This is a genomic window from Streptantibioticus parmotrematis (genome assembly GCF_019890615.1).
Taxonomy (GTDB): Bacteria; Actinomycetota; Actinomycetes; order Streptomycetales; family Streptomycetaceae; genus Streptantibioticus_D; species Streptantibioticus_D parmotrematis.
This window is the reverse complement of record NZ_JAINVZ010000018.1, coordinates 114163-138701: the sequence shown is the minus strand read 5'-3', so window position 1 is coordinate 138701 and position 24539 is coordinate 114163. Positions and strand designations below refer to the sequence as shown.

Below are 24539 nucleotides of genomic sequence, written 5' to 3'. Positions count from 1 at the left end.
GATGGCGTGAACTCTGCGCTGCGTGACTGCTTCAGCGCGAAAAGTCACGTAAGCGGAACGATGCAACCACGAAAGGGTGTTGCTTGTCCTACTGGGTTGACACCCAGGAGGATTGATGCGCGACGGCACCGCAGCAGAGCCGGTCCGGCCCCTCGCCGGCGACACCACCCAGGTGCCCGCGCAGCGTTCCGGCGGCGGGCACCGGCGGGACGGGGGCGACGGAGGCAACACCCCTGGCGGCGGTGACGGCGGTGACGGCGGCGCCCGTCGCCGCCGCAGACGCCGGGCCCTGAAGTGGGTGGCGGTCGGCACCGCGCTCATCGTGCTGAGCAGCGGCGGCGCCGCGTACGCGTACTACCGGCATCTCAACGGCAACCTGAAGAAGGCCGACCTCGACCTGGGCGCCAAGCACCTCGCGCCCGCCGTGCCGAACGCCGCCGGGCAGACCCCGTTGAACATCCTGCTCCTCGGCTCCGACAGCCGGAACACCTCCGAGGACGTCAAGCTGGGCGGCGCCACCTACGACATCGGCGGGCCGCCGCACGCCGACGTCGAGATGCTGCTGCACGTCTCCGCGGACCGCAGCAACATGACGGTCATCAGCGTGCCGCGCGACACCCGGGTGGACATCCCCGAGTGCACCGACCCGGCGACCGGCAAGAAGTACGCGCCGTCCAACGACATCATCACCGACAGCCTCTCGCACGGCGGTCCCGGCTGCACCGTGGCCACCTGGGAGGAGCTGACCGGCATACCCATCGACCACTTCATGATGGTCGACTTCGCGGGCGTGGTGAAGATGGCCGACGCGGTCGGCGGCGTCCCGGTCTGCGTCGACAACAACATCTACGACAAGGACTCGGGCCTGCGGCTCACCAAGGGCACCCACGTCATCCAGGGTCAGCAGGCCCTCCAGTGGCTGCGCACCCGGCACGGCTTCGAGGACGGCAGCGACATCGGCCGCACCCACGCGCAGCACATGTACATGAGCGCGATGGTGCGCCAGCTGAAGTCCTCCGCGAAGCTCACCGATCCCGGTGAGCTGATGAACCTCGCCGAGAGCGCGACGAAGGCGCTCACCGTGGACCAGGGCCTGGGCACCGTCAAGAAGCTCTACGACCTGGCCGGGCAGTTGCAGAAGGTGCCGACCGACCGGATCACCATGACCACGATGCCGTGGGCGCCCGACCCGCAGGCGCCCGACGCGCACGTGGTGCCGACCTCGGACGCCGAGAAGCTGTTCGCGATGGTCCGCGGCGACATCCCCGCCGACGGCAAGGGCGGCGCACCGGGTGCCAAGCCGAGCACGTCCGCCTCGGCCCCGGCCTCGCCGTCGCCCTCCGACACCGCCGCGCCCAAGGACCGCATCGCGGTGGACGTGCGCAACGGCACCGGGACCATCTCGCTGGCGCCGGTCCCCGGCCGGGCGGGCTCCGTCACCGACCGGCTGGCCGCCCTCGGCTTCACCCGCGCGGCCACCGACGACACGCTCCAGTCGCAGGCCGACACCACGATCACCTACCCGAGCAACGACCTCCAGGCGGACGCCCAGGCCGTCGCCAAGGCACTGGGGATCCCGGCGAGCGCGGTGCGCAAGTCGACCGCCGTCAGCGGCATCACCCTGGTCGTCGGCTCCGACTGGCGTACGGGCGAGTCGTACCCGAAGGCGGCGGGCTCCGACCCCACGAAGCTGCCGGACACCGCCGCCGCGCTCAACGCCGGCACGGACGCCTGCATGAAGGTCAACGTCAGCGGCGGGTACAGCTGGTGACGGGCAGCCACTGAGGCGGGCCGCCGTCGAAGCCCGGGGCGGCGCACCGCCCCGGGCAACCGGCCTCAAGCGGTCGGCCTCAGGCGGTCGCGCCCTCGCGGACCGCCGGGCGGCGGCTGGCGATGACCTTGCGGGCCAGCTTCTTCGAGCTGGTCAGGAAGCCCCAGCCCCAGGACATGTGCATGGTGGCCAGTGCCACCGGGATGCGCGCCCGCGCCCCCGCGTCGAGACCCTTGCCCGCGGGCAGCGAGCCCAGCGCGATCGCGGCCGCGTAGCCGCCGGGGACGACCCAGCCGACCGGGTGCACCAGCGCGCCGACGACCGCGCCGGCCGCGATGGCGACGACGGCGGCGGGCGGCGCGAGGTAGCGCAGGTTGATCGAGCCGGAGTGGTAGCGGGCGACGACGTGCCGCCAGCGGCCGTAGTCGTGGTACTGCCGGGCGAGCTTGCGCACGCTCGGCCGGGGCCGGTACGAGACCCGCAGCTCGGGCGAGAACCAGATCAGGCCGCCCGCCTCGCGGATGCGGTAGTTCAGCTCCCAGTCCTGGGCGCGGACGAACTCCTCGTTGTAGCCGCCCTGCCGCTCCAGCACCTCGCGCCGGAAGACGCCGAGGTAGACGGTCTCGGTGGGGCCGGCCTCGCCTCCGGTGTGGAAGACCGCGTTGCCCACGCCGATCTTCGAGGTCATCGCGGCGGCCACCGCGCGCTCCCAGGCGTTCTCGCCCTCGGCGTGCATGATGCCGCCGACGTTGGCCGCGCCGGTCTCCTCCAGCAGGCGCACCGCGGTCGCGATGTAGTCCGGCGAGAGCATGCCGTGCCCGTCGACGCGGACGACGACCGGGTGCCGGGAGGCCTTGATCGCGGCGTTCAGCCCGGCCGGGGTGCGGCCGGTCGGGTTGGGCACGGTGTGCACCCGGGGGTCCTCGGCGACCAGGGCCGCGGCGATCTCGTCGGTGCGGTCGGTGGAGGGCCCGAGGGCGATCACCACCTCCATGTCCCCCGCGTACTCCTGCTGGAGGATGTGGGTCACCGCCTCGCGCAGATGCCGCTCCTCGTTGAGCACCGGCATGATCACGGAGACGGCGGGGAGGGGCTGGCCACTCGTGGCGTTCACGGCGTTCATCGGCGCACAGGCTACCCCCAACGGCTGAGTGCGGGGCCGGTCGGGTGAGCCGGGGGGCGCCGTCAGGTGAGGGGCGGCGGCCCGCCGGGGGGCCGGTCGGGTGAGGGGAGCGCCGGTCGGGTGAGCGGGCGCGGGGTGCCCGGCGTGGGGGCGCGGCCCGGCCCCCGTATCGCCCTAGCGTGAACGTCTTATCTGCGTCTTGTATGCCGATTCGTCCGTACGCCGTGCCGCCCCACCCCGGAGGTCCGCCCGTGCCAGGCCGCCCCCCTCACCCCCGCGCCGTCCCCGGCCAGCGACCGGGCCGCCCCGTCCGCCCGGTCCGGGCCTCCCGCGCCGCGCGCCCCGCGGCCCGTACGGCGCGGCCCACCGCCCGCCCGGTGCCGCAGCGCTCCGGCGGCCGCCACCGCAGGCTGCGCAAGCGCAGGCTGATGCGGATCGCGGGGGCGCTCTCGCTGGCCGTGCTGACCACCTCGGGGCTGGCCAACGTGGCGATGGGCAGCGTCGGCGGCGACATCGGCCGGGTCAACGTCTTCCAGGGCCTCGCCCACCGCCCCGCCGCGGGCGCCGGGGAGAACTTCCTGCTCGTCGGCACCGACGGCCGGGACCGCATCACCGCGCAGGAGAAGCAGCAGTACGACCTGGGCGGCGCGCCCTGCCACTGCACCGACACGATCATGCTGGCGCACGTCTCGGCCGACCGCTCCCGGCTGAGCGTGATCAGCATCCCGCGCGACACCTACGTACGGCTGCCGGACGGGGACGGCCGCAGCTCCCGGCCCGAGAAGATCAACGCCGCGTACTCCATCGGCGGTCCGGCGCTCACCGTCAGCACGGTCGAGCGGATGACCGGGGTCCACATCGACCACTACCTGGAAGTGGACTTCGTCAGCTTCATGAAGACGGTGGACGCGCTCGGCGGCGTCCCGGTCTGCACCGAACGCCCGCTGCACGACCCGAAGTCGGGCCTGAACCTGCCGGTCGGCACGACCGTCCTCAACGGCGGCCAGGCGTTGCAGTACGTGCGGGCGCGCTACGTGGACGGGTCGGCGGACCTGGGCCGGATGCGCCGTCAGCAGCGCTTCGTCGCCGAGCTGATCCACAAGGCGACCGCCAGCGGGCTGCTGCTCGACCCGGTGAAGCTGGGCTCGACCCTGGGCGACGCGCTGGGCTCGGTGCGCGCCGACCCGGGGCTCAAGCCCGCCGACCTGGTGGGCCTCGCGGAGGCGATGCGGCACTTCTCGCCCGCGTCGGCGGAGTTCACCTCGGTGCCGGTCGCCAACCTCGACTACCCGGTGCCGGGCATCGGCGCGACGGTCACCTGGGACCAGCCCAAGGCGGACAAGCTCTTCGCCGCGATCCGGGCCGACCACCCGCTGACCGGCACGCCCCCGGCCCCCTCGCCGTCCGCTTCGTCCCCGGGCACGCCCGCGTCCCCCGCCCCCGCGCCGTCGCCGACCGGACCGGTGCGGCAGCGGGTGGAGGTCCCGCCGGGCAGCGTCCGCGTCGAGGTGCTGGGCGGTCCCGGCGCGCAACGGGCCGCCGACCAGTTGCGGGCCACCGGCTTCGTGGTCGACCCGGCGCCGCGCGAACGCCTGCGGTCGGTGCCTCGTACGGTCGTCGAGTACGACCCGCGCTGGAACCTGTCGGTGCGGTCGCTGGCCACCGCGCTGCCCGGTGCGGTGCTGCGTCCGGTACGGCACCAGGGCCCGGTCTTCCGGGTGCTGCTGGGGGCCGACTTCAAGGACGTGACCCCGGTCGAGGGCGCGCCGCCGCCCCCGCCCGCCGACCCCGCGACCGGGGTGACGGCGCTCAACGGCCAGCAGGAGCTGTGCGACGGGGACTAGGACGGCGACTTGGGCCGGGGCCTGGGGTCGAGGCGTGACCGGCCCGCGCCGACTGCTCAGGGACATCGAGGTGTTCGCGGGTGAGCCGCCGGGGAGGGCCGGCCCCGGGGTCCGCTGTGGCCGTGGGCCACGCGTCGAGGCGGACGTGCGAAGGACGGGCCGGTTGGAGCGGCCCGTCCTTCACCGGCGGGAGGTTCAGCCGACCGGCTGCTCGTCCTGCTGCGGGGACATCGGGGCCTGCGGCTTGGCCGGGTTCTGGTGCTGCGCCGGCTGGGCGGGCTTGGCCGGCTTGGCGGGCTTCGCCGGCTGCGCGGGCTTGGCCGGGGTCTGGTGGCGGGCCGGCTTGTTCGGGACCTGGTGCTGGGCCGGGGTCTGGTGCTTGGCGGGCTTGGCGGGCTTCGCCGGGACCAGCTGGGTGTCGGTGAGGGCCGGGTTGGCCGTCTCGTCCGCCACCACACACGCCTGGAACAGGCCCTTGTTGCTCAGGGCGAAACCGGGCTTGAAGCCGTTCGGGCAGTTGGCGCTGTGCGGGGCGGCGGCCTGCGCGGTGGCCGGGAGCGCGATGCCCAGGCCCACGGCGGCCAGAACGGCGAACGCGGCGGTGGTGCGTTGCATGACTTTCCTCTCGTCGGGGCGCGTAGAACAGACACGCCCGGTCGCCGTTTAGGCATATGTCGAGGAAGGTCCACATAATCCGGATTATCAGATTGTTAGCCGGTTTGGCCGATCCCTGCCGCCCACCCGGGCGCCCTGGCCGCCACCGCCACCGCCACCGCCGACGCCGCCCAGGCCGTCGGATCAGTCGTCGATGCCCTCGGCGGCGCGCTGGTCCCGCAGTTCCATGATCGCCCGGCGGCGGGCCAGCCGGTGGGTGCGCCGGATCTGCGCCTCCTGGTAGCGGCCCTCGTCGCGTTCGGTCTCCGGCTTCACCTCGGGCACCGCGCGCGGCATGCCGTTCGCGTCCACCGCGACGAAGACCAGGTAGGCGCTGGCCACGTGCTGGGCGGGGCCGGACTCGTTCCAGCGCTCGGCCATCACCCGGACGCCGACCTCCATGGAGCTGCGCCCGGTCCAGTTGACCTGCGCCTTCACGTGCAGCAGGTCGCCGACCCTGACCGGCTCCAGGAACGCCATCTCGTCCATCGCGCCGGTCACCGCCGGGCCCTCGGAGTGCCGTCCGGCGACCGCGCCCGCCGCGTCGTCCACCAGCTTCATCACCACGCCACCGTGCACCGTGCCGAGCAGGTTGGTGTCGTGCGCCGACATGATGTGCGACAGCGTGATGCGGGAGGCCGACGTGGGCTTCGGCGGGAGCGGTACCTCGTTCATGCGGTCAACCCTAAGCGGCCGACCAGTCCGGTTCGGCTGCCGCCCGGGTGGCGGTGCTCACGTCGGCCCAGTGCGCGGCCAGCGACTCCGCGAAGGTGATCTCCGCCCGCCAGCCCAGGGTCTCGGCCGCCGCGCCCGGGTCCACCGCCGACCACAGGCCACCGGCCGCGGGGCCCGCCTGCGCCGGACGCACGGTCAGGTCGGCCGGGACGCCGCTGACCGCGATCAGCCCGTCGACCACCTCGCGTACGGGGACGGGGACGCCGCCGCCGATGTTGAACAGGCGGCGCCCGGGGTCCGGCGCGGTGGCCGCGGCGACGATCGCCCGGGCCACGTCGCGCACGTCCACGTAGTCGCGATGGCCGGTCAGGCCGGTGAACTCCAGGCGGGCGGGCCGCCCGAGCACCTCCGCCTCGGCCAGCTGGGCCGCGACCCGGCCGGGCAGGCTCTGCACGGGGGCGCCGACGCCGCAGACGTTGGCGAGCCGCAGCACGACCGCGTCGGCCCGTCCGGCGCGCACGGCGTCGGTGACCATCCGGGTGCTGGCCAGCTTGATCCGGCCGTAGTCGGTGTCGGGCGCGGTCGGCGCGTCCTCGGTCAGCGGCACGCCGTACGCGGGCGGCGCGTACTCCAGCACGGTGCCCAGGTGGACGACGCGGGGCCGCTCGGGGAGCCGGTCGATCGCGCCCATCAGCCGCCGGGTGACCTCGATGAACGAGTGCTCCATGTGCGCGAGGCTGCCGGTCCAGTAGCCGCCCGCCGCGTTCACCACGATCGCCGGGCGTTCGGCGGCCAGCAGGGAGGTCAGGCCCGCGGTGTCGAGACCGGCCGCGTCCAGCCGGTAGAGCCGCACGTCGTCCGGCAACGGACGCAGTTCGCGGGCCACGGCCAGCACGGGCCGCCCGGTCGCCGCGAACGCGGCGCACACCCAGCGGCCGATCCATCCGGTGCCCCCCAGCACCACCACGGGCCCCCGCGCCAGTCCCTCGTCAGGTCCGGCTGGTCTCATCTCGTCCTCCTGGCCCGCGGCTCGGCAGCTTCGCGTCCACCCTGTCGGCCGCTTCTGGAGCCTTGCCGCAGCGGCCGTGGAGACCACCCGCGAAGCCGCCCGTCACGTGGCCCAGGCCACAATCACCCACCCGGATCAGGGGGTTCACTGTGATGTACCTCATGGGACATAACGCCCATAAGCGGCCCAGATAGTACCTTTACTCCCCCTTGACCAGCCCTTATGGGTATTTCCACCCTTTACCTACTAATGGCCCCCATAGATACCGACCCTTGCCTCCCCCCGGCGACCCGTGTTTTGGTCGATCTCGTTCGCAGCTGCGGACCTCGTCGGCCAGGACGCCTAATCCTGCCGCCGGCCGATGAGAACAGTCGACGCGGAAGCGCCGTACGGCAGGAGCGGGGGACCCAAGGTCTTCCGCCGGGACCCGGAACCACCCGGAACCGGGCCCCGGCTAGGGGTGAAGCTGTGCGCCTCACGGCACACGGCCGGGCACTCACCAGCCCGAACCCGACAGCTGACCTCGTAGGCGCCGGTGAGGATCAACTCCCCATGTTCAAGCTCAACCGTGTCTCGAAGTCCGTCCGCATGACCGCTCTCGCCGCCGTCGCGAGCACCGCGATAGCCGTGCCGGTCCTGAGCGCCACCACCGCTTCCGCCGCCTCCCACCCGACCGACGCGCAGTGGACCGCCGTCGCGCAGTGCGAGTCCAGCGGCAACTGGCAGAACCACGACTCCGGCGGCAACGGCCACTACGGCGGCCTGCAGTTCTCCCCGTCCTCCTGGGCGGCCGCCGGCGGCCTGAAGTACGCGCCGCGCGCGGACCAGGCCACCAAGGCGGAGCAGATCGCCGTCGCCAACACCCTGTACGGCATGCAGGGCGGCGGCGCCTGGCAGTGCGCCTCCGCGGGCGGTCTGTGACAGACCCCGCCCCGAGCGTGAGCGGCCCGGCACCCCAGCCGAGCCCGAGCGGCCCGGCACGCCACCGAAAGGTGCGCGTGCCGGGCCGCGGCCGTTTCTCCGGGCGGAGACCGCTGCCGGACGGGATCGCTGGGGGCGGTGTGCGCGGTCACGGCTGCCTGGCCGTCCCTTTCCTGTGGCGCGTACGTTGATGCCAGGCAGGCCGAGAGGGGAGGTGGCGGCGTGAACCGGGACGACGACGACCGCTACTGGAAGCTGGGGCAGTTCTACGTCAACCGGGACGACCCCCGGGTTCTCGTGCCCAAGCGGCTGGGGTTCGGCCGCACGTTGAATTTCGCCCGCCCGGTGTCGTGGTTGCTGTTCGCGGCACCGATCGCCGTCGGCGTGTTCACCGCCGCCCACAAGGGCTGAGCGCACCGGCCGGGGGCCGTGCAGGCGGGGATACCCGGGGCCGCGTGGGCGGGACGCCCGGGGCCGTGTAGGCGGGATGTAGGCCGTCGCGCCGAGGTCTCGGTGGTCTGTGGGCGGGATGTCGGTGGCCGCTGGAAGCGTGGGCGCGGTAACCGCCCGGCGAGCCGCCGCGGCCGTCCGCACCAGCGAGGGAGTCCCGTCGCCATGTCATCCTCATCCGCCGCCGCCCGGCCCTGGAACGTGCGGCGGTTGCCGCGTGCCGACGGCAGTGTCTTCCTGGTCACCGGCGGCAACGCGGGCATCGGGTACTTCGTCGCGGAGCAGTTGGCGACGACCGGGGCGACGGTCGTGCTCGGCAGCCGCAGTCCCGCGAAGGCCGAGAACGCCATCGCGTCGATCCGTGCCCGGGTCGCGGGTGCGCGGGTGCGGTCCGTACGCATGGACCTGGCCGACCTCTCGTCGCTGCGGGCGGTCGCGGAGTCGCTGGACGTGGAACGCCTCGACGCGGTCGTCCACAACGCCGGTGTCGCGCTGGACGATCCGCCGCGCGAGGAGACCGGGGACGGTCACGAGCTGATGTTCGGCACGAACCACCTCGGGCACTTCGCGTTGACCCACTGGCTGATGCCGCTGCTGTCGGCCGCACCCGCGGCGCGCGTCGTGACGACGGGCAGCTTCGCGGCGAAGTCGGAGCGGCTCGACCTGGACGACCCGCAGTCCCTCACGGACTACCAGGCCAAACGCACCTACGGACGCTCGAAGTTGGCGCAGATGTACTTCGGCGTCGAACTCGACCGCCGCCTGCGCGCGGCCGGCAGCACCGTGGCGAGCGTGGTGGCCCATCCCGGCGGCGCGCTGGACTCCCTCACCCCCTCCCGGCCACCGGTCCACATGCGGACCACCGGCGCACGGCTGGGCGCGGCGCCCGCGGGCCTGTTGCTCCAGGGCAAGCACGCGGGCGCGTGGCCCGCGGTCCGCGCGGTGCTCGATCCGGCCGTGCGCGGGGGCGAGTTGTGGGGCCCGCGCGTCTTCGGCCTGCGCGGCGAGCCCCGCCGCGAGCCGATGTGGGACCACCTCGCCGACGCGTCCGTCGCGACGCGGTTGTGGGACGTCAGCCGCGCCCTGACGGGCGTCGATCCGTCACGGTGACCGGTGTCGGCCCGTCACGCCGACCGGTGTCGGCGCCTCACGGTGACGGCGGCGCTTCTTCGGAACGCGCCGCCGGTGCGCGGAGGGTGCGGCGGACACTGCCGCGGAGCCAGCGGTGGGCGCCGTCGGCCGTGTGCCGGGGGTGCCAGGCCATGCCGATGGTCAACGGCGGCAGGTCCAGGGGGACGTCGAGGAGTCGCAGCCCGAGGGCCACGGCGTCGTGGGTGAGGGGTGAGGGCGCGGCGCCCGGGAGTGCGGCGGGGACGAGGCAGACGAGGTCGCTGCGGGCGGCGAGGGTCATCGCGGCCAGGTGGCCGGGGAGGACGACGCTGACCCGCCGCTGAAGGTCCCGCTCGGCCAGGGCGGTGTCGAGGGGACCGGTGAACCGGCCGCGGCGGCTGACCGCCACGTGCTGGGCGTCGGCGAGCCGGGCCGGGGTCAACGGCCCCTCGGTGAGCGGATGACCGGACCGTACGGCCGCGACCATGCGGAGGGTGACCAGTTCCTCGACCTGGGTCTCGGGGTCCACGTGGTCGATGGAGCCGACCTCCAGGTCGATCCGGCCGTCGCGCAGGGCGGGGCCGGCCTCCAGTTCCTCGGCCCGGATCCTGAACGAGACGCCGGGCGCCTCCCGTTGGGCCAGGTCCAGCAGTCCGGGAGCCAGCGCCGCACCGATGAGATCGGCGGCCTGGAGGGTGAACGTGCCGCGCAGGGCGGCCGGATCGACGCTCGCGCCCGGGCTGAGCAGCGCCCCGAGGCCGCGCACCACCGCGGCGGCCTCCTCGCGCAGGGCCTGGGCGCGCGGCGTGGGAACCATGGTCTGCCCGGCCCGGACCAGCAGGGGGTCCTGGAGGACGCGGCGCAGCCGGGCGAGCGTGCGGCTCATGGCGGCGGGCGAGGTGTGCAGGCGCGCGGCCGCGCGAGTCACGCTGTGCTCGGCCAGCAGGGCGTCCAGCGCGATGGCGAGATTGGCGTCGATGACCGGATCAGGGCTGCTCACCAGGGTTATTCCATTTCCGTCAATGATCCCGTGCCGAAGTTCCCATTGTGGCATCACGGTGGTCTTCAGCAGGATCAGGGGGCGGACGGCGTACGGCAACACCGCGTACCGCTTACCGCTTACCGAACGACCGCGACCTGCGAGGAAATCTCATGATCGTCATCACGGCCCCCACCGGGAACATCGGCCGTCACCTGCTGACCCGGCTCCTGGAGTCCGCCCCCGCCGCGGGCGAGGACCTGCGCGTGATCGTGCGCGATCCCGCCCGGCTGCCGGAGGCGGCCCGCGGACGCGTCGAGGTGGTCACCGGCTCGCACGGGGACGCCGACGTCGTCGACCGGGCCTTCGAGGGCGCGGACGCCGTCTTCTGGCTCGTCCCCCCGGACGCCTCCCTGACCCCGTACGACGCCTACAGCGGTTTCACCCGCCCCGCCGCGGAGGCCTTCGCCACGCACGGCGTCCGCCACGTCGTCGGCGTCTCCGCGCTCGGCCGCGGCACGCCGCTCGCCGACCGCGCCGGGCTCGTGACGGCGTCCCTCGCCATGGACGACCTCATCGCGGACACCGGCGTCGCCTACCGGGCCCTGGCCAACCCGTCCTTCTTCGAGAACCTCCTGGAGGAGGCCGACTCGATCCGTGAGAAGGGCGTCTTCACCGACAACACCGACCCCGACCGCAAGGCCCCCCTCGTCGCCGTCGCCGACATCGCGGCCGCCGCGGCGAGCCTGTTGCTGGACCGGTCATGGACCGGCACCGGCAGCGTCCCGGTCCTGGGGCCGCAGGACCTGTCCCCCAACGACCTGGCCCGCATCATGACCGAGCAGTTCGGCCGCCCGGTCCGCTACGAACGCCAGCCGCTGGACGAGACGCACGCGACCCTCGTCGGTTACGGCCTCAACGAAGCGTTCGTGCGAGGCATCGTCGACATGAAGCGGGCCAAGGAAGAGGGCCTCGACGCCGGGGTCGCCCGCACCCCGGACACCGCGTCGGCCACCACCTTCGAGCAGTGGTGCGCCCGGACGCTCAAGCCCGTCGTCCTCTCTTCCTGAAGTCCCTTGCCTGACCCCTCACTTGGAGACACCCTGATGCCCACGGAGAAGACCGAACAGCCGCCGGTCACGGCGTTCATGCTCGTCAAGACCACGCCCGAGTGGCTCGCCCTGACCGTCACCGAACGCGTGGAGGCCTTCACGACGCAGGTGCTGCCGGCGATCGAGGCCAAGACGACCGGCGTGCGCTCACGTTTCTACGACACGGAGTTCTACTCCGCCCGCGTCACCGACGTGTGGATGTGGGAGGCGGAGGACCACCACGCCTACCAGCTCCTCGTCGACGCCCTGCGCGAAACCCCTTTCTGGGACCGCTACTTCGAGGTCGTGGAGCTGCTGGTCGGCACGGAGAACGGTTACGCGCGGACGTACGGCGTCGAAGCGGTGACCACGATCGCCACGTAGGCGTCGTCTCATGTGTGTGGGTCCGGCGAGGTGATCAGTCGCTCGGGGGTCGGCCGGCAGGCGGGCGCCGGGCGACAGGGCTCAGTGGGCGGGTGCCGGTTCGGACGACGGCCGCCACTCGCGCCTGAGCAGCCCGTAGATCCAGGAGTCGGAGACGTCGCCGTTGACGACGCAGTCCTCCCGCAACGTCCCTTCCCGCACGAAGCCGAGCTTCTCCAGCACACGGGCTGAGGCCGCATTGCGCGTGTCGGCCTCGGCCTGGACGCGGTTAAGGTCCAGCGTGCCGAACGCCCACCCCAGCAGAGCGCGCGCCGCCTCGGTCGCGTAGCCCTGGCCCCATGCAGCGTCGTCGTAGCAGTAACCGAGCGACGCGCTGCGGAAGTCCGGATTCCAGCTGTTCAGGGTGCACCAGCCGATGAACGCCCCGTCGGAGACACGGTCCACGGCCAACCGTGCGCCGGTGCCCTCCTGTTCGATCCGTCGGCAAGAGGCGATGAACTGCTCGGCGCGGGAGCGTTCGGTCCACGGGGGTGAGTCCCAGTACCGCAGGATGTGGGCGTTGCTCTGCAACCCGAAGATGTCGTCCGCGTCCGCGTCGTCGAAGGCGCGCAGCCGAAGACGAGCGGTTTGCAACGAGGGTGTGGGCAGCGGCGCGGTCATGTCCCTCCCTGATCGGTGGCCGACCAGTCAGCCATCCGAGGCGGGTCGCTCGCAACGGGTTTTCCCGGCGGACCGGTGGGGGCCCTCCGGTTGGCCTGAGCGGGCGGGGTCGGGGGAGCGGTCAAGGACCGCTCCCCCGATGAGTTCCGTGATGGAGGCCGCTCAGCCGTGCCGCACGGCGAACCCCACGAAGGCGGACCATTGCGCGGGATCGAACGCCAGGGCCGGACCGTCAGGATCTTTGCTGTCCCGAATGTGGATGACAGAGGGGCAGGCGGCGACCTCGACACAGTCGCCACCCTGGTTGCCGCTGTACGTGGACTTCCGCCATTCCAGGGCGACTTCAACGCACTGGCCGCCCTCGTTACCGCTGTAGCTGGACTTGAACCACACGAGTTCGCTCATGGTCACCTCTCGCTGAGGGGACGCTCAGCCTTGTTGTACGGCGAAGCGCACGAACGCAGACCACTGCTCCGCCCCGAACGTAAGGGCGGGGCCGTCAGGGTCCTTGCTGTCCCGAACATGGACAACCGAGGGGCAGGCGGCCACCTCGACGCACGCACCGCCCTGGGTACCGCTGTGAGTCGACTTCCGCCACTTCAGGGCGACTTCGGCGGAACGGTATTCCGCGGTACCCCTGAGGTCAGGCTGCGACCGCCTGGAGGCGGTCTCTTCACCGGAATGCCTGGTCATAGTTCTCCCGCGAGACGATCGATGAGACACAGGGATGCCTCCGCGTTGAGGGCCTGTGCGCGAATATTGCCGAACCGCTGCTCCAGGGCGCTCAGTTCGCCCGGATCCGTGACATACGAACTGCCCGCCTGCCCTTCCACGTAGCCCAGTCGACGCCCGTCCGGAAGGGTGATCAGGTGCAGGGGCCCGTCCAGCCCGGCATGTGTCTCGCTGTCCATGGGCATGACTTGCAGCGTGACATGACGTGCCTCGCCCACCTCCAAAAGCCGGTGCAGTTGGCGCTTGAGCACCGCCGGGCCTCCGATAGGGCGCCGCAGCACCCATTCCTCCATCGCGAACGCCATCATCGGCGGCTCCGCCCGCGCCAGCAAGCTCTGCCGATCCATCCGAGCGGCCAGGCGCTGTTCCAGCTCGGCGTCTCCGAAGGACGGGCAGGCTGCCATGAGGACAGCGCGCGCGTATTCCTCGGTCTGCAACAGTCCGTTCACGACGTTCGAGTCATAGGCGTTGAAGGCGACGGCCTCGGCCTCCGTTTGCCGGTACGGCACGAACCACGTCGGGTAGCGTTCGTCGTCCAGGTGCTTCGCAGCCACCAGAAGCAGACCACGTGCCTCCAGTGCTCGGTCCGCCGCCTTCAGGTAAGCGGGCTTGGGGCGCCGCTCGCCGCGCTCGACCATGCGGACCAGGGACTCGGAACAAATGATCCGTTTGCCGAGCTCCGCCTGCGTCAACCCGGCGAGCTCACGCAACGCACGCTGCTGACTTCCGAAGATGACCAGGCCGATCGACACCGGGTCATGCCTGCCGCCCATCTCGTACTCCTCACCACGACCGCCCCGCACACGGCAGCACGGGCAGCGGTGCCAACCGCACGATCCGCGCCGTACCACCTCAGCGTCTGGCGACCGTAACGCGCCGTGAGGTTACTTGAGTACATGAACGCCGAAGTTCCCCCGATCGACGCTCCCGTCCAACTGAGCGCCTCACACTGCCGGTTGTCCCTGGACGCCGCCCCGCACGCCCTTGCCGTCGTCCGCCGTATCGTCCGCGCGCAGTTGCGGGCCTGGGAGGTCGAGGACCTCGCACGCCCCGCCGCGATGGGCGTGACGGAACTCCTCAGCAATGTCCACAAACACGCGAAGTCACCGGAATGCGTGCTGACGCTGCGTAGGATCGCGGATGGGATCCGGGTTTCGGTGAGCGACAAGGAGCCGGAGCTTCCGGTCGTGCGCGAGCCGGACTTCCTCTCGGAGAGTGGGCGGGGGATGTTTCTGCTGAGCAAGACGGCGCACGCCTGGGGTGCGATTCCCGCACCGGAGGGCGCGCCGGGCAAAGAGGTGTGGTTCGTGCTGAAGTCCGAGGTGGACGGGTGACGCCGGAGGACATCCACGCGCTGGCGACGTGGTCGTGGCTGGAGAGGACCGCGATCGGGCAGGTCGCGTTCCTGCTGGCGGCGCATCCGGAGGGCGCGTACGAGGCGATGGACTTCGCGGACGCGCTGGGGCTGGCGGAGCCGTCGCGCAGCATCCCGTACATCGGGGAGCGGGTGACGCTGGACGCGCGGGGTGCGCGGCTGCGGGTGGACGGCTGGTCGCACGACGTGCGGCTGACCGTGGGCGAGCAGTGGTCGCGTTTCGTGGCGGACGGCGGGCCGGTAGCGGTCCTGGTCGGTCTCGACCCGCTCCCCCGCTGCGCGCAGCCGGAGGAGGTCGCCGCGTACCTGCTCAAGTGCGACATGAGGATGGGCACGACGGCGATACGGGGTGGCGGCACGCGGAAAACGTGAGCCGATGGGCCGCCGCTGGGGCGAACTTCCGCCGTGGACGGGCAGGTTGGCGCCCCCGGTCCGGGTCCATCGCCGTCTCAGGCGGAGCCTCGCGCTAGGTCCTCCAGCAGCGCGACCGCCTCAGCGGCCCGCTCGTACGGCACGAAGAGGTGGTCGTGGTGGAATCCGGCGATCACGTTGCAGCTCAGACCCGCGTCGGCGAGTTCCCGCGCTACGGCGGCGGTGAGTCCGACGGCCTCCAGCGCCGAGTGGACCCGCAGGGTGATCCAGCCCGCCACGTACGCGTACGCCAGGCCCGCCGCGTCCGCCTCCCTCTGCGGCACGACCAGCGTCAGCCCTTCCCGTTCGGCGACGGTGACGACCGGGGTCACGCCCACCGGCACGACACCGTCATCGACCGTGGTGAACACGTAACAGCCCGCGTTCAGCTCGGGCCGCATCCCGGTCAGCAGTTTCCGCAGATCGCTCTCACCAGACATGTTCCGCACCTTAGACGCGTCACCCCACCCGCCACACCGCCCCCTCCCACGCCCCGCATCACCCGATGATCATGAAAGTCGTGTGACCAATCCATCAGCTCTGCTACAGAACCGTCTCCGGCGCCCTGACCCCCAGGTTCAGCGGGCACACTGCTCTGCATGAACGGATGGCCCGAGGACGACGGCGAGCAGGACGGCGCTCGCGTGATGCCGCACGTACAGCGGCGTGACGGACACGTACAGCATCAGCAGTACGGCCCGCCGCCGCAGGCGCGCGGTGGGCACGGTTCGTACGCCGAGCCGCCGCTGCCCCCGGAGCTGTCCCCGCGCAGGGGCGGCGCCGCCGGGGGGCGGGTGCCGCGGCAGCCGGACGGGGGCGGCGGCTCGGGCCGCGTCTACCGGGCCGGGGGCGGTGGCACCGGGCGCCCGAAGAACTGGCGCAAGCGCATCACGTACGGCGTGCTCACGCTGGTCGTCGTGCTGATCGCGGCGAGCGTCGGCACGTACTTCTGGGCGGACGGCAAGCTGTCGCGCACGGTGAACCTGAGCGCGGTCCCGAACCAGCCGGCGTCCGGCAAGGGCACCAACTACCTGATCGTCGGCTCGGACAGCCGCGAGGGCATGAGCAAGCAGGAGGAGGAGCAGCTGCACACCGGTGCCGCCGACGGCGGACGCACGGACTCGATGATGATCCTGCACACCGGCAGCAACGGCGACACCCTGATGAGCCTGCCGCGTGACTCCTACGTCACGATCCCGGCGTTCACCGGCACCTCCGGCAAGAAGTACCCGGCGACCACGCACAAGCTGAACACCTCGTACTCCTGGGGCGGCCCGGCCCTGCTGATCCAGACCGTCGAGTACAACACCGGCATCCACATCGACCACTACGCGGAGATCGGCTTCACCGGCTTCGTCAACCTGGTCAACGCGCTCGGCGGCGTCAACATGTGCCTCGACCACGCGGTCGTGGACAAGGACTCGGGCGCCGACTTCAAGGCGGGCTGCCAGAAGTTCAACGGCGCGCAGTCGCTGGAGTTCGTGCGCGAGCGGCACGCGGAGGCCGACGAGGACCTGGGCCGCATGCGCAACCAGCAGAAGTTCCTCTCGACCCTGGCCCACCAGGCCGCGTCCCCCTCGACCGTGCTCAACCCGTTCAAGCTCTACCCGGTGCTCGGCGCGGGCCTGGAGACCCTCAACGTCGACAAGGGCATGAGCCTGTTCGACCTGGGCGAGATGTTCTTCGACATGAAGGACGTCTCCAGCGGCAAGGGCAAGTCGATCACCGTCCCGATCGGCAACGCGAACCTGTCGACCCCGAGCGACGGCGACGCGGTCCAGTGGGACATGACGAAGGCGAAGCAGCTCTTCAGCCAGATCCAGAACGACGAACCGGTCACGGCGGGCGCCACGGCCTCCGGCTCGGCGGGCTGACCCGCACCACGTCCGGTGACACACGCGTACGGCGTGAGCCGCCCGCGAGGGGTGGGCTCACGCCGTACGCCGTGTCGTGACCGGGGGTCAGCCGGTCGGTGGGCGGTGCCGGGCCGGGCGTGGGCCGGGCGCCGCCATGATGGCCTTCGGCCTCACCGCTGTCGTCAGCCGGTGAAGGCGGTCAGGCCGTTCGGGGTGCCGAGGCCGGTCGGGCCGTCGTAGCCGGTCTCCGCGGTGCACAGGTACGCCGGCGAGCACGACGCGGTCTTGCCGCTGGTCACGTCGTTGAGCGACGAGGTGTGCGCGTACGGGAAGGAGGCCGGGGTCGAGCCGGAGGACGGGGTGCCGGCGTCCGCGTAGACCGCGGCGATGATCGGCGAGGCGACCGAGGTGCCGCCGTAGACCGACCAGCCGGACGCGCCGTAGGTCTGGTAGACCGCGACACCGGTGGCCGGGTCGGCGACCGCCGAGACGTCGGCGACGGTGCGCTTGGAGCAGCCGGTGTCCTTCTGCCAGGTCGGCTTGGCGTCGTCCTTGGAGCAGCCGGAGCCCGCGCCCTCGGTGGACGAGGTCGACCACACGCTCTCGCTCCAGCCGCGGGAGTTGGAGGCCTTCGCCAGCGAGGTGCCGCCGACCGCGGTGACGTACTTGGAGGCGGCCGGGTACTCCACGCCGTAGCCGTCGTCGCCGGAGGAGGCGGTGACGGCGACGCCCGGGTGGTCGTAGTACTTGGTGTCGTACGAGGAGTCCGAGGAGGACTCGGAGCCGCCGTAGCTGTTGGAGACGAACTTCGCGCCCAGCTTCACGGCCTCGTTGACGGCGGTGCCGAGGTTGGCGGTGGTCGCCGACTTGGCCTCGACCAGGATGATGTGGGCGTTCGGGGCGACCGCCGAGACCATGTCGAGGTCGAGGGAGATCTCACCGGCCCAGCCGCTGTCCGCGCTCGGCAGGCTGGTGGTGCTGCCGGTCTGGCTGACCTTCTCGAAGCAGCCGTTGGACGTGGTGCAGGCGGGCAGGCCGTACTGGCTGCGGTAGGTCGCCAGGTCCGAGGCCGCGTTGGGGTCGTCGTAGGCGTCGACGATCGCGACGGTCTGGCCGGCGCCGCCGTTCGCCGGGAGGTTGTAGGCGCTGCGCAGGTCGCTCGGGCCGAAGCCGGAGGGGGTGGCGTCCTTGCTGACGCCGTCGGCGCTGACGTGCTCCTTGACGCTGGTGACGCGCAGGGCGTTGCAGGCCATGACGCCCGCTCTCGTGGGGGTGGCGCAGGACCGGGTCCACGACGGGCCCGCGTGCGTCGCGGCGGCGGCTCCGGCGGGCGCGGCGGCGGCCAGGCCGGACACGGCGAGCGCGGCGGACGCGACCACGGACCAGGCGATGCGGCGCGAGGGCGTGGCGAGGGGGGACGCCGATATGGGGGTGCGCAACGTACTGCCTCCTGAGGCTGAATGAACCGGGAGTTACAGAACTGCGGTGCGGGTGCGTCGCGGTACGGCGGAAGGTGCAGGGACACCGACCGTTCCCGCGACTGCCACCACAGGCAGTGGTGGCTGGCTGGAAAACTACTGTTGATGTTCATGCGTCAACAAGGAGTGAACGGCAAAGGAAGAACCAAGAAACCCGCGCGAACGTTGTCACCAACACATCTGACGAGCCACTTCACACAGCAAGCTGCTCGCGGGCACACAGACGACGGCCCCCGGCGCGGTGCGCCGGGGGCCGTCGAAAACGGTCGAACTGCCGGAGGACTAGGGCAGGTTACGCGCCATCACGATGCGCTGGACCTGGTTGGTGCCCTCGTAGATCTGGGTGATCTTCGCGTCGCGCATCATGCGCTCCAGCGGGTAGTCACGGGTGTAGCCGTAGCCGCCGAGGAGCTGCACCGCGTCGGTGGTGATCTCCATCGCGGCGTCGGAGGCGAAGCACTTGGCGGCGGCGCCGTGGAACGTGAGGTCCTCGCCGCGGCCGTCGGCGCCCAGCGAGACGCGCTCGGAGCGGGCGGCGGCGGAGTAGGTCAGCTGGCGGGCCGCCTCCAGCTTCATCGCCATGTCGGCCAGCATGAACTGCACGCCCTGGAAGTCGCCGATCGGCTTGCCGAACTGCTTGCGCTCCTGCACGTAGCCCTTGGCGTAGTCCAGCGCGCCCTGCGCGATGCCGAGCGCCTGGGCGGCGATGGTGATGCGGGTGTGGTCGAGGGTCTTCATCGCGGTGGCGAAGCCGGTGCCCTCGGCGCCGATCATGCGGTCGGCGGGGATGCGCACGTTGTCGAGGTAGACCTCGCGGGTCGGCGAGCCCTTGATGCCGAGCTTCTTCTCCGGCGCGCCGAACGACACGCCCTCGTCCGACTTCTCGACCACGAACGCGCTGATGCCCTTGGAGCGCTTCTCCGGGTCGGTCACGGCCATCACCGTGTAGTACTCGGAGACGCCCGCGTTGGTGATCCAGCGCTTGACGCCGTTGAGGACGTAGGAGTCGCCGTCGCGCACCGCGCGGGTCTTCATGCCCGCGGCGTCGGAACCGGCGTCCGGCTCCGACAGGCAGTACGAGAACATCGCGTCGCCCTTGGCGAGCGGGCCCAGGTACTTCTTCTTCAGCTCCTCGGAGCCGGAGAGGATCACCGGCAGCGAGCCCAGCTTGTTGACGGCCGGGATCAGCGAGGAGGACGCGCAGACGCGGGCCACCTCCTCGATGACGATCACGGTGGCGAGCGCGTCGGCGCCGGCGCCGCCGTAGGACTCGGGGACGTGGACGGCCTGGAGGTCGGCGGCGACCAGCGCGTCGAGGGCCTCCTGCGGGAAGCGGCCCTGCTCGTCCACCTCGGCGGCGAACGGCGCGATCTTCGCCTCGGCGAGGGAGCGCACCGTCTCACGGAGCATGTCGTGCTCCTCGGACGGCCGGTAGAGGTCGAAATCAGTCGAACCCGCCAAGGTCTCTCACTCCCAAGCTCAGCTAACTACCGTTAAGTAACCTAATTCTACGGCCGCCGTACCGGGCCGCGATACGTGAGTTTGCCGACAGCGGCCACCACCGCGGGCCGGGCCTGCCCCAGCCGCCGCCCCGGCGCGCTCGGCACCCCTCATTCACCCCGACTATGCTCGGCTGACGCATTCGACGGCGCACTGCGAAGGGCGAGAACTCCGTGACGCTGAAGCTCACCGTGATCGGCACCGGCTACCTCGGCGCGACGCACGCCGCCGCGATGGCGGAGCTGGGCTTCGAGGTGCTGGGGCTCGACATCGACCCCGCCAAGATCGAGACCCTGCGGGCCGGACGCGTGCCGATGTACGAGCCGGGGCTCGACGAGCTGCTGGCCCGCCACGTCGAGGGCATCGACGGCTCGACCGGGCGGCTGCGCTTCACCACCTCCTGGCAGGAGGTCGCCGACTTCGGCGACGTGCACTTCGTCTGCGTCAACACCCCCCAGAAGCACGGCGAGTACGCCTGCGACATGAGCTACGTGGACAGCGCGATCGACGCGCTGGCGCCGCTGCTGACCCGCCCCGCGCTGGTCGTCGGCAAGTCCACCGTCCCGGTCGGCTCGGCGGCCCGGCTCGCGGCGCGCGTCGCGGAACTGGCCCCGGCCGGTGACGCGGTCGACCTGGCGTGGAACCCGGAGTTCCTGCGCGAGGGCTTCGCCGTGCAGGACACCCTGCGCCCGGACCGCATCGTGGTGGGCGTACGCGGCGGGACGGCGGAGAAGCTGCTGCGCGAGGTCTACGCCAAGCCGGTGGCCGACGGCACGCCGTTCGTCGTCGCCGACTACGCCACCGCAGAACTGGTGAAGAACGCGGCGAACTCCTTCCTGTCCACCAAGATCTCGTTCATCAACGCGATGGCCGAGGTCTGCGAGGCGGCCGGCGGCGACGTGGTGAAGCTCGCCGAGGCGATCGGCCACGACGACCGCATCGGCCGCAAGTTCCTGCGCGCCGGGATCGGCTTCGGCGGCGGCTGCCTGCCCAAGGACATCCGCGCCTTCATGGCCCGCGCGGGCGAGCTGGGCGCCGACCAGGCGCTGACCTTCCTGCGCGAGGTCGACTCGATCAACATGCGCCGCAGGTCGCACATGGTCGAGCTGACCCGGGAGGCGTGCGGCGGGGCGTTCCTCGGCAAGCGGGTCGCGGTGCTGGGCGCGACGTTCAAGCCCGACTCCGACGACGTACGGGACTCGCCCGCGCTGAACGTCGCGGGCCAGATACACCTCCAGGGCGCGCAGGTCACCGTCTTCGACCCGAAGGGCATGGAGAACGCGGCCCGGCTCTTCCCGACGCTGGCCTACGCCCCCACCGCGCTGGAGGCGGTCCGCGGCGCGCACGCGGTGCTGCACCTGACGGAGTGGAAGCAGTTCCGCGAGCTGGATCCCGCGGAGCTGGCGGGGGTCGCGGCGGAACGGGTCGTCCTGGACGGCCGCAACACGCTGGACCCGCAGCTGTGGCGCGAGGCGGGCTGGACGTTCAGGGCGATGGGCCGCCCGAACGCGTGAGGGGAGCCCCCGCCCACCCGTCGGGATGGTCCGTTGGACGGTAAACGGGTGGGTGGGCGGGGGAAAAGACTTACGCGTCCAGAGACTCCAGGGTCGCGTTGGACGCCCCCCGGGAAGCCCGAATCCCCGACGCGGCGTCCTCCGCCCCCCGAAGCACCCGCACCGCGTTGCGCCACGTCAGCTTCGCCAGGTCCGCGTCCGACCAGCCGCGGCCCAGCAGTTCCGCGATCAGGTTCGGGTAGCCCGAGACGTCGTCCAGCCCGGCCGGGGTGAACGCCGTGCCGTCGAAGTCGCCGCCGATGCCGATGTGGTCGATCCCGGCGGCCTCGCGCATGTGGTCGAGGTGGTCGGCGACCGTCGCCGCGGTGGCGACCGGCCGGGGCCTGGTCCGTTCGAACTCCCGCTGCACCGCCATCCCCGCCGCCGTGGTGTCCAGCGGGTGCAGGCCGTGTCCCCGCATGTTCTCGTCGGCCGCCTTCGTCCACGCGATGGCCGCGGGCAGGATGAACTTCGGCACGAACGTCGCCATCGCCACACCGCCGTTGCCCGGCAGCGTCTCCAGCACGTCGTCCGGGATGTTGCGCGGGTGGTCGCAGACGGCCCGCGAGGAGGAGTGCGAGAAGAGCACCGGCGCCTCGGTGACCCGCAGCGCGTCGCGCATGGTGTCGGCCGAGACGTGGCTGAGGTCCACCAGCATGCCCAGCCGGTTCATCTCGCGCACGACCTCCTCGCCGAAGCGGGTCAGCCCGTTCGCCTTCGGCTCGTCGGTCGCGGAGTCCGCCCACGGGGTGTTGTCGTTGTGCGTGAGCGTCATGTAGCGCACGCCCAGCGCGTGGAAGGCGCGCAGCGTGGCGAGCGAGCAGTTGATGGAGTGCCCGCCCTCGGCGCCCATCAGGGAGGCGATCCGCCCCTCGGCCCGCGCGGTCTCCATGTCGTCCGCGGTCAGCGCGAGACGCAGGTCCCGCGGGTAGCGCTCGGTCAACTGCCGTACGACGTCGATCTGTTCGAGGGTCGCGCTGACCGCGTCGTCCCCGGCGAGGTCGGTGCGCACGTACACCGACCAGAACTGCGCGCCGAGCCCGCCGGCCCGCATCCTGGGGATGTCGGTGTGCAGCGACGCGCTCTGGTCGCGGCCCACGTCGAGCCGGTCGAGGTCGTAGCGCACCTGCTCGCGCAGCGCCCACGGCAGGTCGTTGTGCCCGTCCACCACCGGGTGCGCGGCGAGCAGCTCACGCGCCCGCGCCACCCGCTCGTCCCACGTCGCCGACGCCGTCGTCTCAGCCACCGAAACCGAACCCTTCTCCCTCGCCGCCCGCCTTGGCCCGCAGCCGCCGCCCCTTCTCGGTGGCCTGCGCGTTCAGGGCCTCCTGGAAGTGCCGCATGCGCGTGGCGAGTTCGGGCTCGTACGCGCCGAGCATCCGCACCGCGAGCAGCCCCGCGTTGCGCGCCCCGGCGACCGAGACGGTGGCGACCGGCACCCCGGCGGGCATCTGCACGATGGACAGCAACGAGTCCATCCCGTCGAGGTACTTCAGCGGCACCGGCACCCCGATGACCGGCAGCGTGGTGACCGAGGCCAGCATGCCGGGCAGGTGGGCCGCCCCGCCCGCGCCCGCGATGACCGCCTTCAGCCCGCGCCCGGCGGCCTGCTCGCCGTACGCGATCATCTCGCGCGGCATGCGGTGCGCCGAGACGACGTCGACCTCGTAGGGGACCTCGAACTCCTCCAGCGCCTTCGCGGCGGCCTCCATGACCGGCCAGTCGGAGTCGGAGCCCATGACGATGCCGACGAGCGGCGCGGACCGCCCGTCGCGGTGTGCTTCGGTCACTCTTGGATCGTCCCTCGCAGGTAGTCGGCGGCGTGCCGGGCCCGCTCGCGCACGTCGGCCAGGTCGTCGCCGTAGGTGTTGACGTGTCCGACCTTACGGCCCGGCTTCACGTCCTTCCCGTACATGTGGATGCGCAGGGCGGGGTCGCGTGCCATGCAGTGCAGGTACGCGAAGTACATGTCGGGGTAGTCGCCGCCCAGGACGTTGGACATCACCGTCCAGCGGGAGCGCGGACGCGGGTCGCCGAGCGGCAGGTCGAGCACGGCGCGCAGGTGGTTCTCGAACTGCGAGGTGGCGGCGCCGTCCTGGGTCCAGTGGCCGCTGTTGTGCGGGCGCATCGCGAGTTCGTTGACCAGCACCCGGCCGTCGGCGGTCTCGAACAGCTCGACGGCGAGATGGCCGACGACGTCGAGTTCCTTGGCGATGGTGAGCGCCAACTGCTGGGCGTGCGCGGCGAGTTCGTCCGACAGCTCGGGCGCGGGCGCGATCACCGTGTCGCACACGCCGTCCACCTGGACGGACTCCACCACCGGGTACGCGACGGCCTGGCCGTGCGGGGAACGCACGACGTTGGCTGCCAGCTCGCGGACGAAGTCGACCTTCTCCTCGGCCAGTACGGGCACCCCCGCGCGGAACGGTTCGGCGGCGCCCTCGACGTCCCGCACCACCCACACGCCCTTGCCGTCGTAACCGCCGCGCACGGTCTTCAGGACAACGGGGAATCCCGAGCCCTCGGCCGCGAACGCCTCGACGTCCCGCGGGTCCTCGACGATGCGGTGGCGCGGGCAGGGCACCCCGATCGCCGTCAGCCGCTCGCGCATGACGCCCTTGTCCTGGGCGTGCACCAGCGCGTCGGGCCCGGGGCGCACGACGACGCCCTCGGCCTGGAGCGCGCGCAAGTGCTCGGTGGGGACGTGCTCGTGGTCGAAGGTGACCACGTCGCAGCCGCGAGCGAAGGCGCGCAGCGTCTCCAGGTCGCGGTAGTCGCCCACCACGACGTCCCCGACGACCTGGGCCGCGGAGTCCTGCGGACCGTCGCTGAGCAGTTTGAAACGGACGCCGAGCGGGATGCCCGCTTCATGCGTCATACGGGCGAGCTGGCCGCCCCCGACCATGCCGACTACGGGGAATGTCACCCTCCCAGGGTATCGGCCGATCGACACCCCACCCAGA

At 71.9% G+C, this 24539-nt stretch carries 25 protein-coding genes, 1 pseudogene and 1 riboswitch; of the genes and pseudogenes, 11 read left to right on the top strand and 15 right to left on the bottom strand.

The window, feature by feature from the left end:
• Positions 1–115 precede the first annotated feature (115 nt).
• Positions 116–1771 carry an LCP family protein gene (locus K7472_RS23520; protein ID WP_222980516.1) on the top strand — a complete coding sequence of 552 codons (1656 nt, stop codon included), beginning with the start codon at positions 116–118 and terminating at the stop codon, positions 1769–1771.
• A gap of 79 nt (positions 1772–1850) precedes the next feature.
• On the opposite strand, the gene K7472_RS23515 is transcribed toward K7472_RS23520, so the two are convergent.
• Positions 1851–2894, bottom strand: a complete 1044-nt coding sequence (locus K7472_RS23515) for a glycosyltransferase family 2 protein (protein WP_222980515.1) — start codon at positions 2892–2894, stop codon at positions 1851–1853.
• A 377-nt stretch (positions 2895–3271) separates the two neighbouring features.
• On the opposite strand from K7472_RS23515, the gene K7472_RS23510 reads away from it, so the two are divergent.
• Positions 3272–4738 (top strand): LCP family protein, encoded by a 1467-nt coding sequence (locus K7472_RS23510; protein ID WP_308014049.1) that lies wholly within the window; start codon positions 3272–3274, stop codon positions 4736–4738.
• Positions 4739–4933: 195 nt separating this feature from the next.
• Here the strand turns inward: K7472_RS23510 and K7472_RS23505 are convergent, their stop codons facing one another.
• From K7472_RS23505 to K7472_RS23495, 3 genes are all read right to left on the bottom strand, one after another.
• On the bottom strand, positions 4934–5353 hold the full coding sequence (locus tag K7472_RS23505) for a hypothetical protein (RefSeq protein ID WP_222980514.1): 420 nt from the start codon (positions 5351–5353) through the stop codon (positions 4934–4936).
• Between the two features lie 183 nt (positions 5354–5536).
• Positions 5537–6067: an acyl-CoA thioesterase gene (locus K7472_RS23500; RefSeq protein ID WP_222980513.1), complete on the bottom strand. Its 531-nt coding sequence runs from the start codon at positions 6065–6067 to the stop codon at positions 5537–5539.
• A 10-nt stretch (positions 6068–6077) separates the two neighbouring features.
• Positions 6078–7076 carry an NAD-dependent epimerase/dehydratase family protein gene (locus tag K7472_RS23495; protein WP_222980512.1) on the bottom strand — a complete coding sequence of 333 codons (999 nt, stop codon included), beginning with the start codon at positions 7074–7076 and terminating at the stop codon, positions 6078–6080.
• Between the two features lie 408 nt (positions 7077–7484).
• Positions 7485–7623: riboswitch (cyclic di-AMP (ydaO/yuaA leader) on the top strand.
• A gap of 5 nt (positions 7624–7628) precedes the next feature.
• On the opposite strand from K7472_RS23495, the pseudogene K7472_RS23490 reads away from it, so the two are divergent.
• The 3 genes and pseudogenes from K7472_RS23490 to K7472_RS23480 form a co-directional block, all read left to right on the top strand.
• Positions 7629–7994 (top strand): annotated as a pseudogene (locus tag K7472_RS23490) (transglycosylase family protein); the annotation flags it as partial.
• Between the two features lie 225 nt (positions 7995–8219).
• On the top strand, positions 8220–8408 hold the full coding sequence (locus K7472_RS32925) for a DUF5808 domain-containing protein (protein WP_308014048.1): 189 nt from the start codon (positions 8220–8222) through the stop codon (positions 8406–8408).
• A 204-nt stretch (positions 8409–8612) separates the two neighbouring features.
• The gene (locus K7472_RS23480; RefSeq protein WP_222980510.1) at positions 8613–9557 is read left to right on the top strand and encodes an SDR family NAD(P)-dependent oxidoreductase; all 945 of its coding nucleotides are present in this window, start codon (positions 8613–8615) and stop codon (positions 9555–9557) included.
• A 37-nt stretch (positions 9558–9594) separates the two neighbouring features.
• On the opposite strand, the gene K7472_RS23475 is transcribed toward K7472_RS23480, so the two are convergent.
• Positions 9595–10566 (bottom strand): LysR family transcriptional regulator, encoded by a 972-nt coding sequence (locus K7472_RS23475; protein ID WP_372458032.1) that lies wholly within the window; start codon positions 10564–10566, stop codon positions 9595–9597.
• Between the two features lie 143 nt (positions 10567–10709).
• Here K7472_RS23475 and K7472_RS23470 point away from each other — a divergent pair, with 143 nt between their 5' ends.
• The gene (locus K7472_RS23470; RefSeq protein ID WP_222980508.1) at positions 10710–11606 is read left to right on the top strand and encodes an NAD(P)H-binding protein; all 897 of its coding nucleotides are present in this window, start codon (positions 10710–10712) and stop codon (positions 11604–11606) included.
• A gap of 36 nt (positions 11607–11642) precedes the next feature.
• Entirely contained in the window at positions 11643–12011 is a 369-nt protein-coding gene (locus tag K7472_RS23465) for a darcynin family protein (RefSeq protein ID WP_222980507.1), read from the top strand.
• An 81-nt stretch (positions 12012–12092) separates the two neighbouring features.
• Here K7472_RS23465 and K7472_RS23460 read toward each other — a convergent pair whose 3' ends face one another.
• The 4 genes from K7472_RS23460 to K7472_RS23445 all read right to left on the bottom strand — a co-directional run bounded on the left by K7472_RS23460 (position 12093) and on the right by K7472_RS23445 (position 14176).
• A complete protein-coding gene (locus tag K7472_RS23460) occupies positions 12093–12671 on the bottom strand; it encodes a GNAT family N-acetyltransferase (RefSeq protein WP_222980506.1) in 579 nt (192 codons plus the stop codon).
• Positions 12672–12833: 162 nt separating this feature from the next.
• A complete protein-coding gene (locus K7472_RS23455; RefSeq protein WP_222980505.1) occupies positions 12834–13076 on the bottom strand; it encodes a DUF397 domain-containing protein in 243 nt (80 codons plus the stop codon).
• A 24-nt stretch (positions 13077–13100) separates the two neighbouring features.
• Complete coding sequence (locus K7472_RS23450) at positions 13101–13364, bottom strand: DUF397 domain-containing protein (protein WP_222980504.1); 264 nt, start codon at positions 13362–13364, stop codon at positions 13101–13103.
• A complete protein-coding gene (locus K7472_RS23445) occupies positions 13361–14176 on the bottom strand; it encodes a helix-turn-helix domain-containing protein (RefSeq protein WP_222980503.1) in 816 nt (271 codons plus the stop codon). Before K7472_RS23445 ends, K7472_RS23450 begins: the two co-directional genes overlap by 4 nt.
• Positions 14177–14359: 183 nt before the next feature.
• On the opposite strand from K7472_RS23445, the gene K7472_RS23440 reads away from it, so the two are divergent.
• Both K7472_RS23440 and K7472_RS23435 read left to right on the top strand, forming a co-directional pair.
• The gene (locus K7472_RS23440) at positions 14360–14737 is read left to right on the top strand and encodes an ATP-binding protein (protein ID WP_222980502.1); all 378 of its coding nucleotides are present in this window, start codon (positions 14360–14362) and stop codon (positions 14735–14737) included.
• Positions 14734–15150, top strand: a complete 417-nt coding sequence (locus tag K7472_RS23435; protein ID WP_222980501.1) for a hypothetical protein — start codon at positions 14734–14736, stop codon at positions 15148–15150. Before K7472_RS23440 ends, K7472_RS23435 begins: the two co-directional genes overlap by 4 nt.
• Before the next feature lie 77 nt (positions 15151–15227).
• Here the strand turns inward: K7472_RS23435 and K7472_RS23430 are convergent, their stop codons facing one another.
• On the bottom strand, positions 15228–15629 hold the full coding sequence (locus K7472_RS23430) for an ACT domain-containing protein (protein ID WP_222980500.1): 402 nt from the start codon (positions 15627–15629) through the stop codon (positions 15228–15230).
• A 159-nt stretch (positions 15630–15788) separates the two neighbouring features.
• Between K7472_RS23430 and K7472_RS23425 the strand changes: the two genes are divergently transcribed.
• Positions 15789–17063, top strand: coding sequence for an LCP family protein (locus K7472_RS23425; protein ID WP_252396094.1), 1275 nt, complete (start codon positions 15789–15791; stop codon positions 17061–17063).
• 164 nt (positions 17064–17227) lie between these two features.
• Here the strand turns inward: K7472_RS23425 and K7472_RS23420 are convergent, their stop codons facing one another.
• Both K7472_RS23420 and K7472_RS23415 read right to left on the bottom strand, forming a co-directional pair.
• Entirely contained in the window at positions 17228–18484 is a 1257-nt protein-coding gene (locus K7472_RS23420) for a S53 family peptidase (RefSeq protein ID WP_252396093.1), read from the bottom strand.
• 321 nt (positions 18485–18805) lie between these two features.
• Positions 18806–19984 (bottom strand): acyl-CoA dehydrogenase, encoded by a 1179-nt coding sequence (locus K7472_RS23415; RefSeq protein ID WP_222980499.1) that lies wholly within the window; start codon positions 19982–19984, stop codon positions 18806–18808.
• A gap of 212 nt (positions 19985–20196) precedes the next feature.
• Here K7472_RS23415 and K7472_RS23410 point away from each other — a divergent pair, with 212 nt between their 5' ends.
• The gene (locus K7472_RS23410; protein WP_222980498.1) at positions 20197–21537 is read left to right on the top strand and encodes a UDP-glucose dehydrogenase family protein; all 1341 of its coding nucleotides are present in this window, start codon (positions 20197–20199) and stop codon (positions 21535–21537) included.
• Between the two features lie 70 nt (positions 21538–21607).
• Here the strand turns inward: K7472_RS23410 and K7472_RS23405 are convergent, their stop codons facing one another.
• The 3 genes from K7472_RS23405 to K7472_RS23395 are packed head-to-tail and all read right to left on the bottom strand — an operon-like array spanning position 21608 to position 24502.
• Positions 21608–22822 (bottom strand): dipeptidase, encoded by a 1215-nt coding sequence (locus K7472_RS23405; RefSeq protein WP_222980497.1) that lies wholly within the window; start codon positions 22820–22822, stop codon positions 21608–21610.
• Positions 22815–23315, bottom strand: coding sequence for a 5-(carboxyamino)imidazole ribonucleotide mutase (purE, locus tag K7472_RS23400; RefSeq protein WP_222980547.1), 501 nt, complete (start codon positions 23313–23315; stop codon positions 22815–22817). Before purE ends, K7472_RS23405 begins: the two co-directional genes overlap by 8 nt.
• A 47-nt stretch (positions 23316–23362) precedes the next feature.
• Entirely contained in the window at positions 23363–24502 is a 1140-nt protein-coding gene (locus K7472_RS23395) for a 5-(carboxyamino)imidazole ribonucleotide synthase (RefSeq protein WP_222980496.1), read from the bottom strand.
• Positions 24503–24539 lie beyond the last annotated feature (37 nt).

Bases quoted from the DNA above. Each gene is read 5' to 3' on its own strand.
- K7472_RS23470 (WP_222980508.1), top strand. From the start codon at position 10,710: ATGATCGTCATCACGGCCCCCACCGGGAACATCGGCCGTCACCTGCTG.
- K7472_RS23460 (WP_222980506.1), bottom strand. From the start codon at position 12,671: ATGACCGCGCCGCTGCCCACACCCTCGTTGCAAACCGCTCGTCTTCGG.
- K7472_RS23520 (WP_222980516.1), top strand. From the start codon at position 116: ATGCGCGACGGCACCGCAGCAGAGCCGGTCCGGCCCCTCGCCGGCGAC.
- K7472_RS23515 (WP_222980515.1), bottom strand. From the start codon at position 2,894: ATGAACGCCGTGAACGCCACGAGTGGCCAGCCCCTCCCCGCCGTCTCC.
- K7472_RS23480 (WP_222980510.1), top strand. From the start codon at position 8,613: ATGTCATCCTCATCCGCCGCCGCCCGGCCCTGGAACGTGCGGCGGTTG.
- K7472_RS23465 (WP_222980507.1), top strand. From the start codon at position 11,643: ATGCCCACGGAGAAGACCGAACAGCCGCCGGTCACGGCGTTCATGCTC.
- K7472_RS23500 (WP_222980513.1), bottom strand. From the start codon at position 6,067: ATGAACGAGGTACCGCTCCCGCCGAAGCCCACGTCGGCCTCCCGCATC.
- K7472_RS23495 (WP_222980512.1), bottom strand. From the start codon at position 7,076: ATGAGACCAGCCGGACCTGACGAGGGACTGGCGCGGGGGCCCGTGGTG.
- K7472_RS23450 (WP_222980504.1), bottom strand. From the start codon at position 13,364: ATGACCAGGCATTCCGGTGAAGAGACCGCCTCCAGGCGGTCGCAGCCT.
- purE (WP_222980547.1), bottom strand. From the start codon at position 23,315: ATGGGCTCCGACTCCGACTGGCCGGTCATGGAGGCCGCCGCGAAGGCG.
- K7472_RS23445 (WP_222980503.1), bottom strand. From the start codon at position 14,176: ATGGGCGGCAGGCATGACCCGGTGTCGATCGGCCTGGTCATCTTCGGA.
- K7472_RS23430 (WP_222980500.1), bottom strand. From the start codon at position 15,629: ATGTCTGGTGAGAGCGATCTGCGGAAACTGCTGACCGGGATGCGGCCC.
- K7472_RS23425 (WP_252396094.1), top strand. From the start codon at position 15,789: ATGAACGGATGGCCCGAGGACGACGGCGAGCAGGACGGCGCTCGCGTG.
- K7472_RS23455 (WP_222980505.1), bottom strand. From the start codon at position 13,076: ATGAGCGAACTCGTGTGGTTCAAGTCCAGCTACAGCGGTAACGAGGGC.
- K7472_RS23505 (WP_222980514.1), bottom strand. From the start codon at position 5,353: ATGCAACGCACCACCGCCGCGTTCGCCGTTCTGGCCGCCGTGGGCCTG.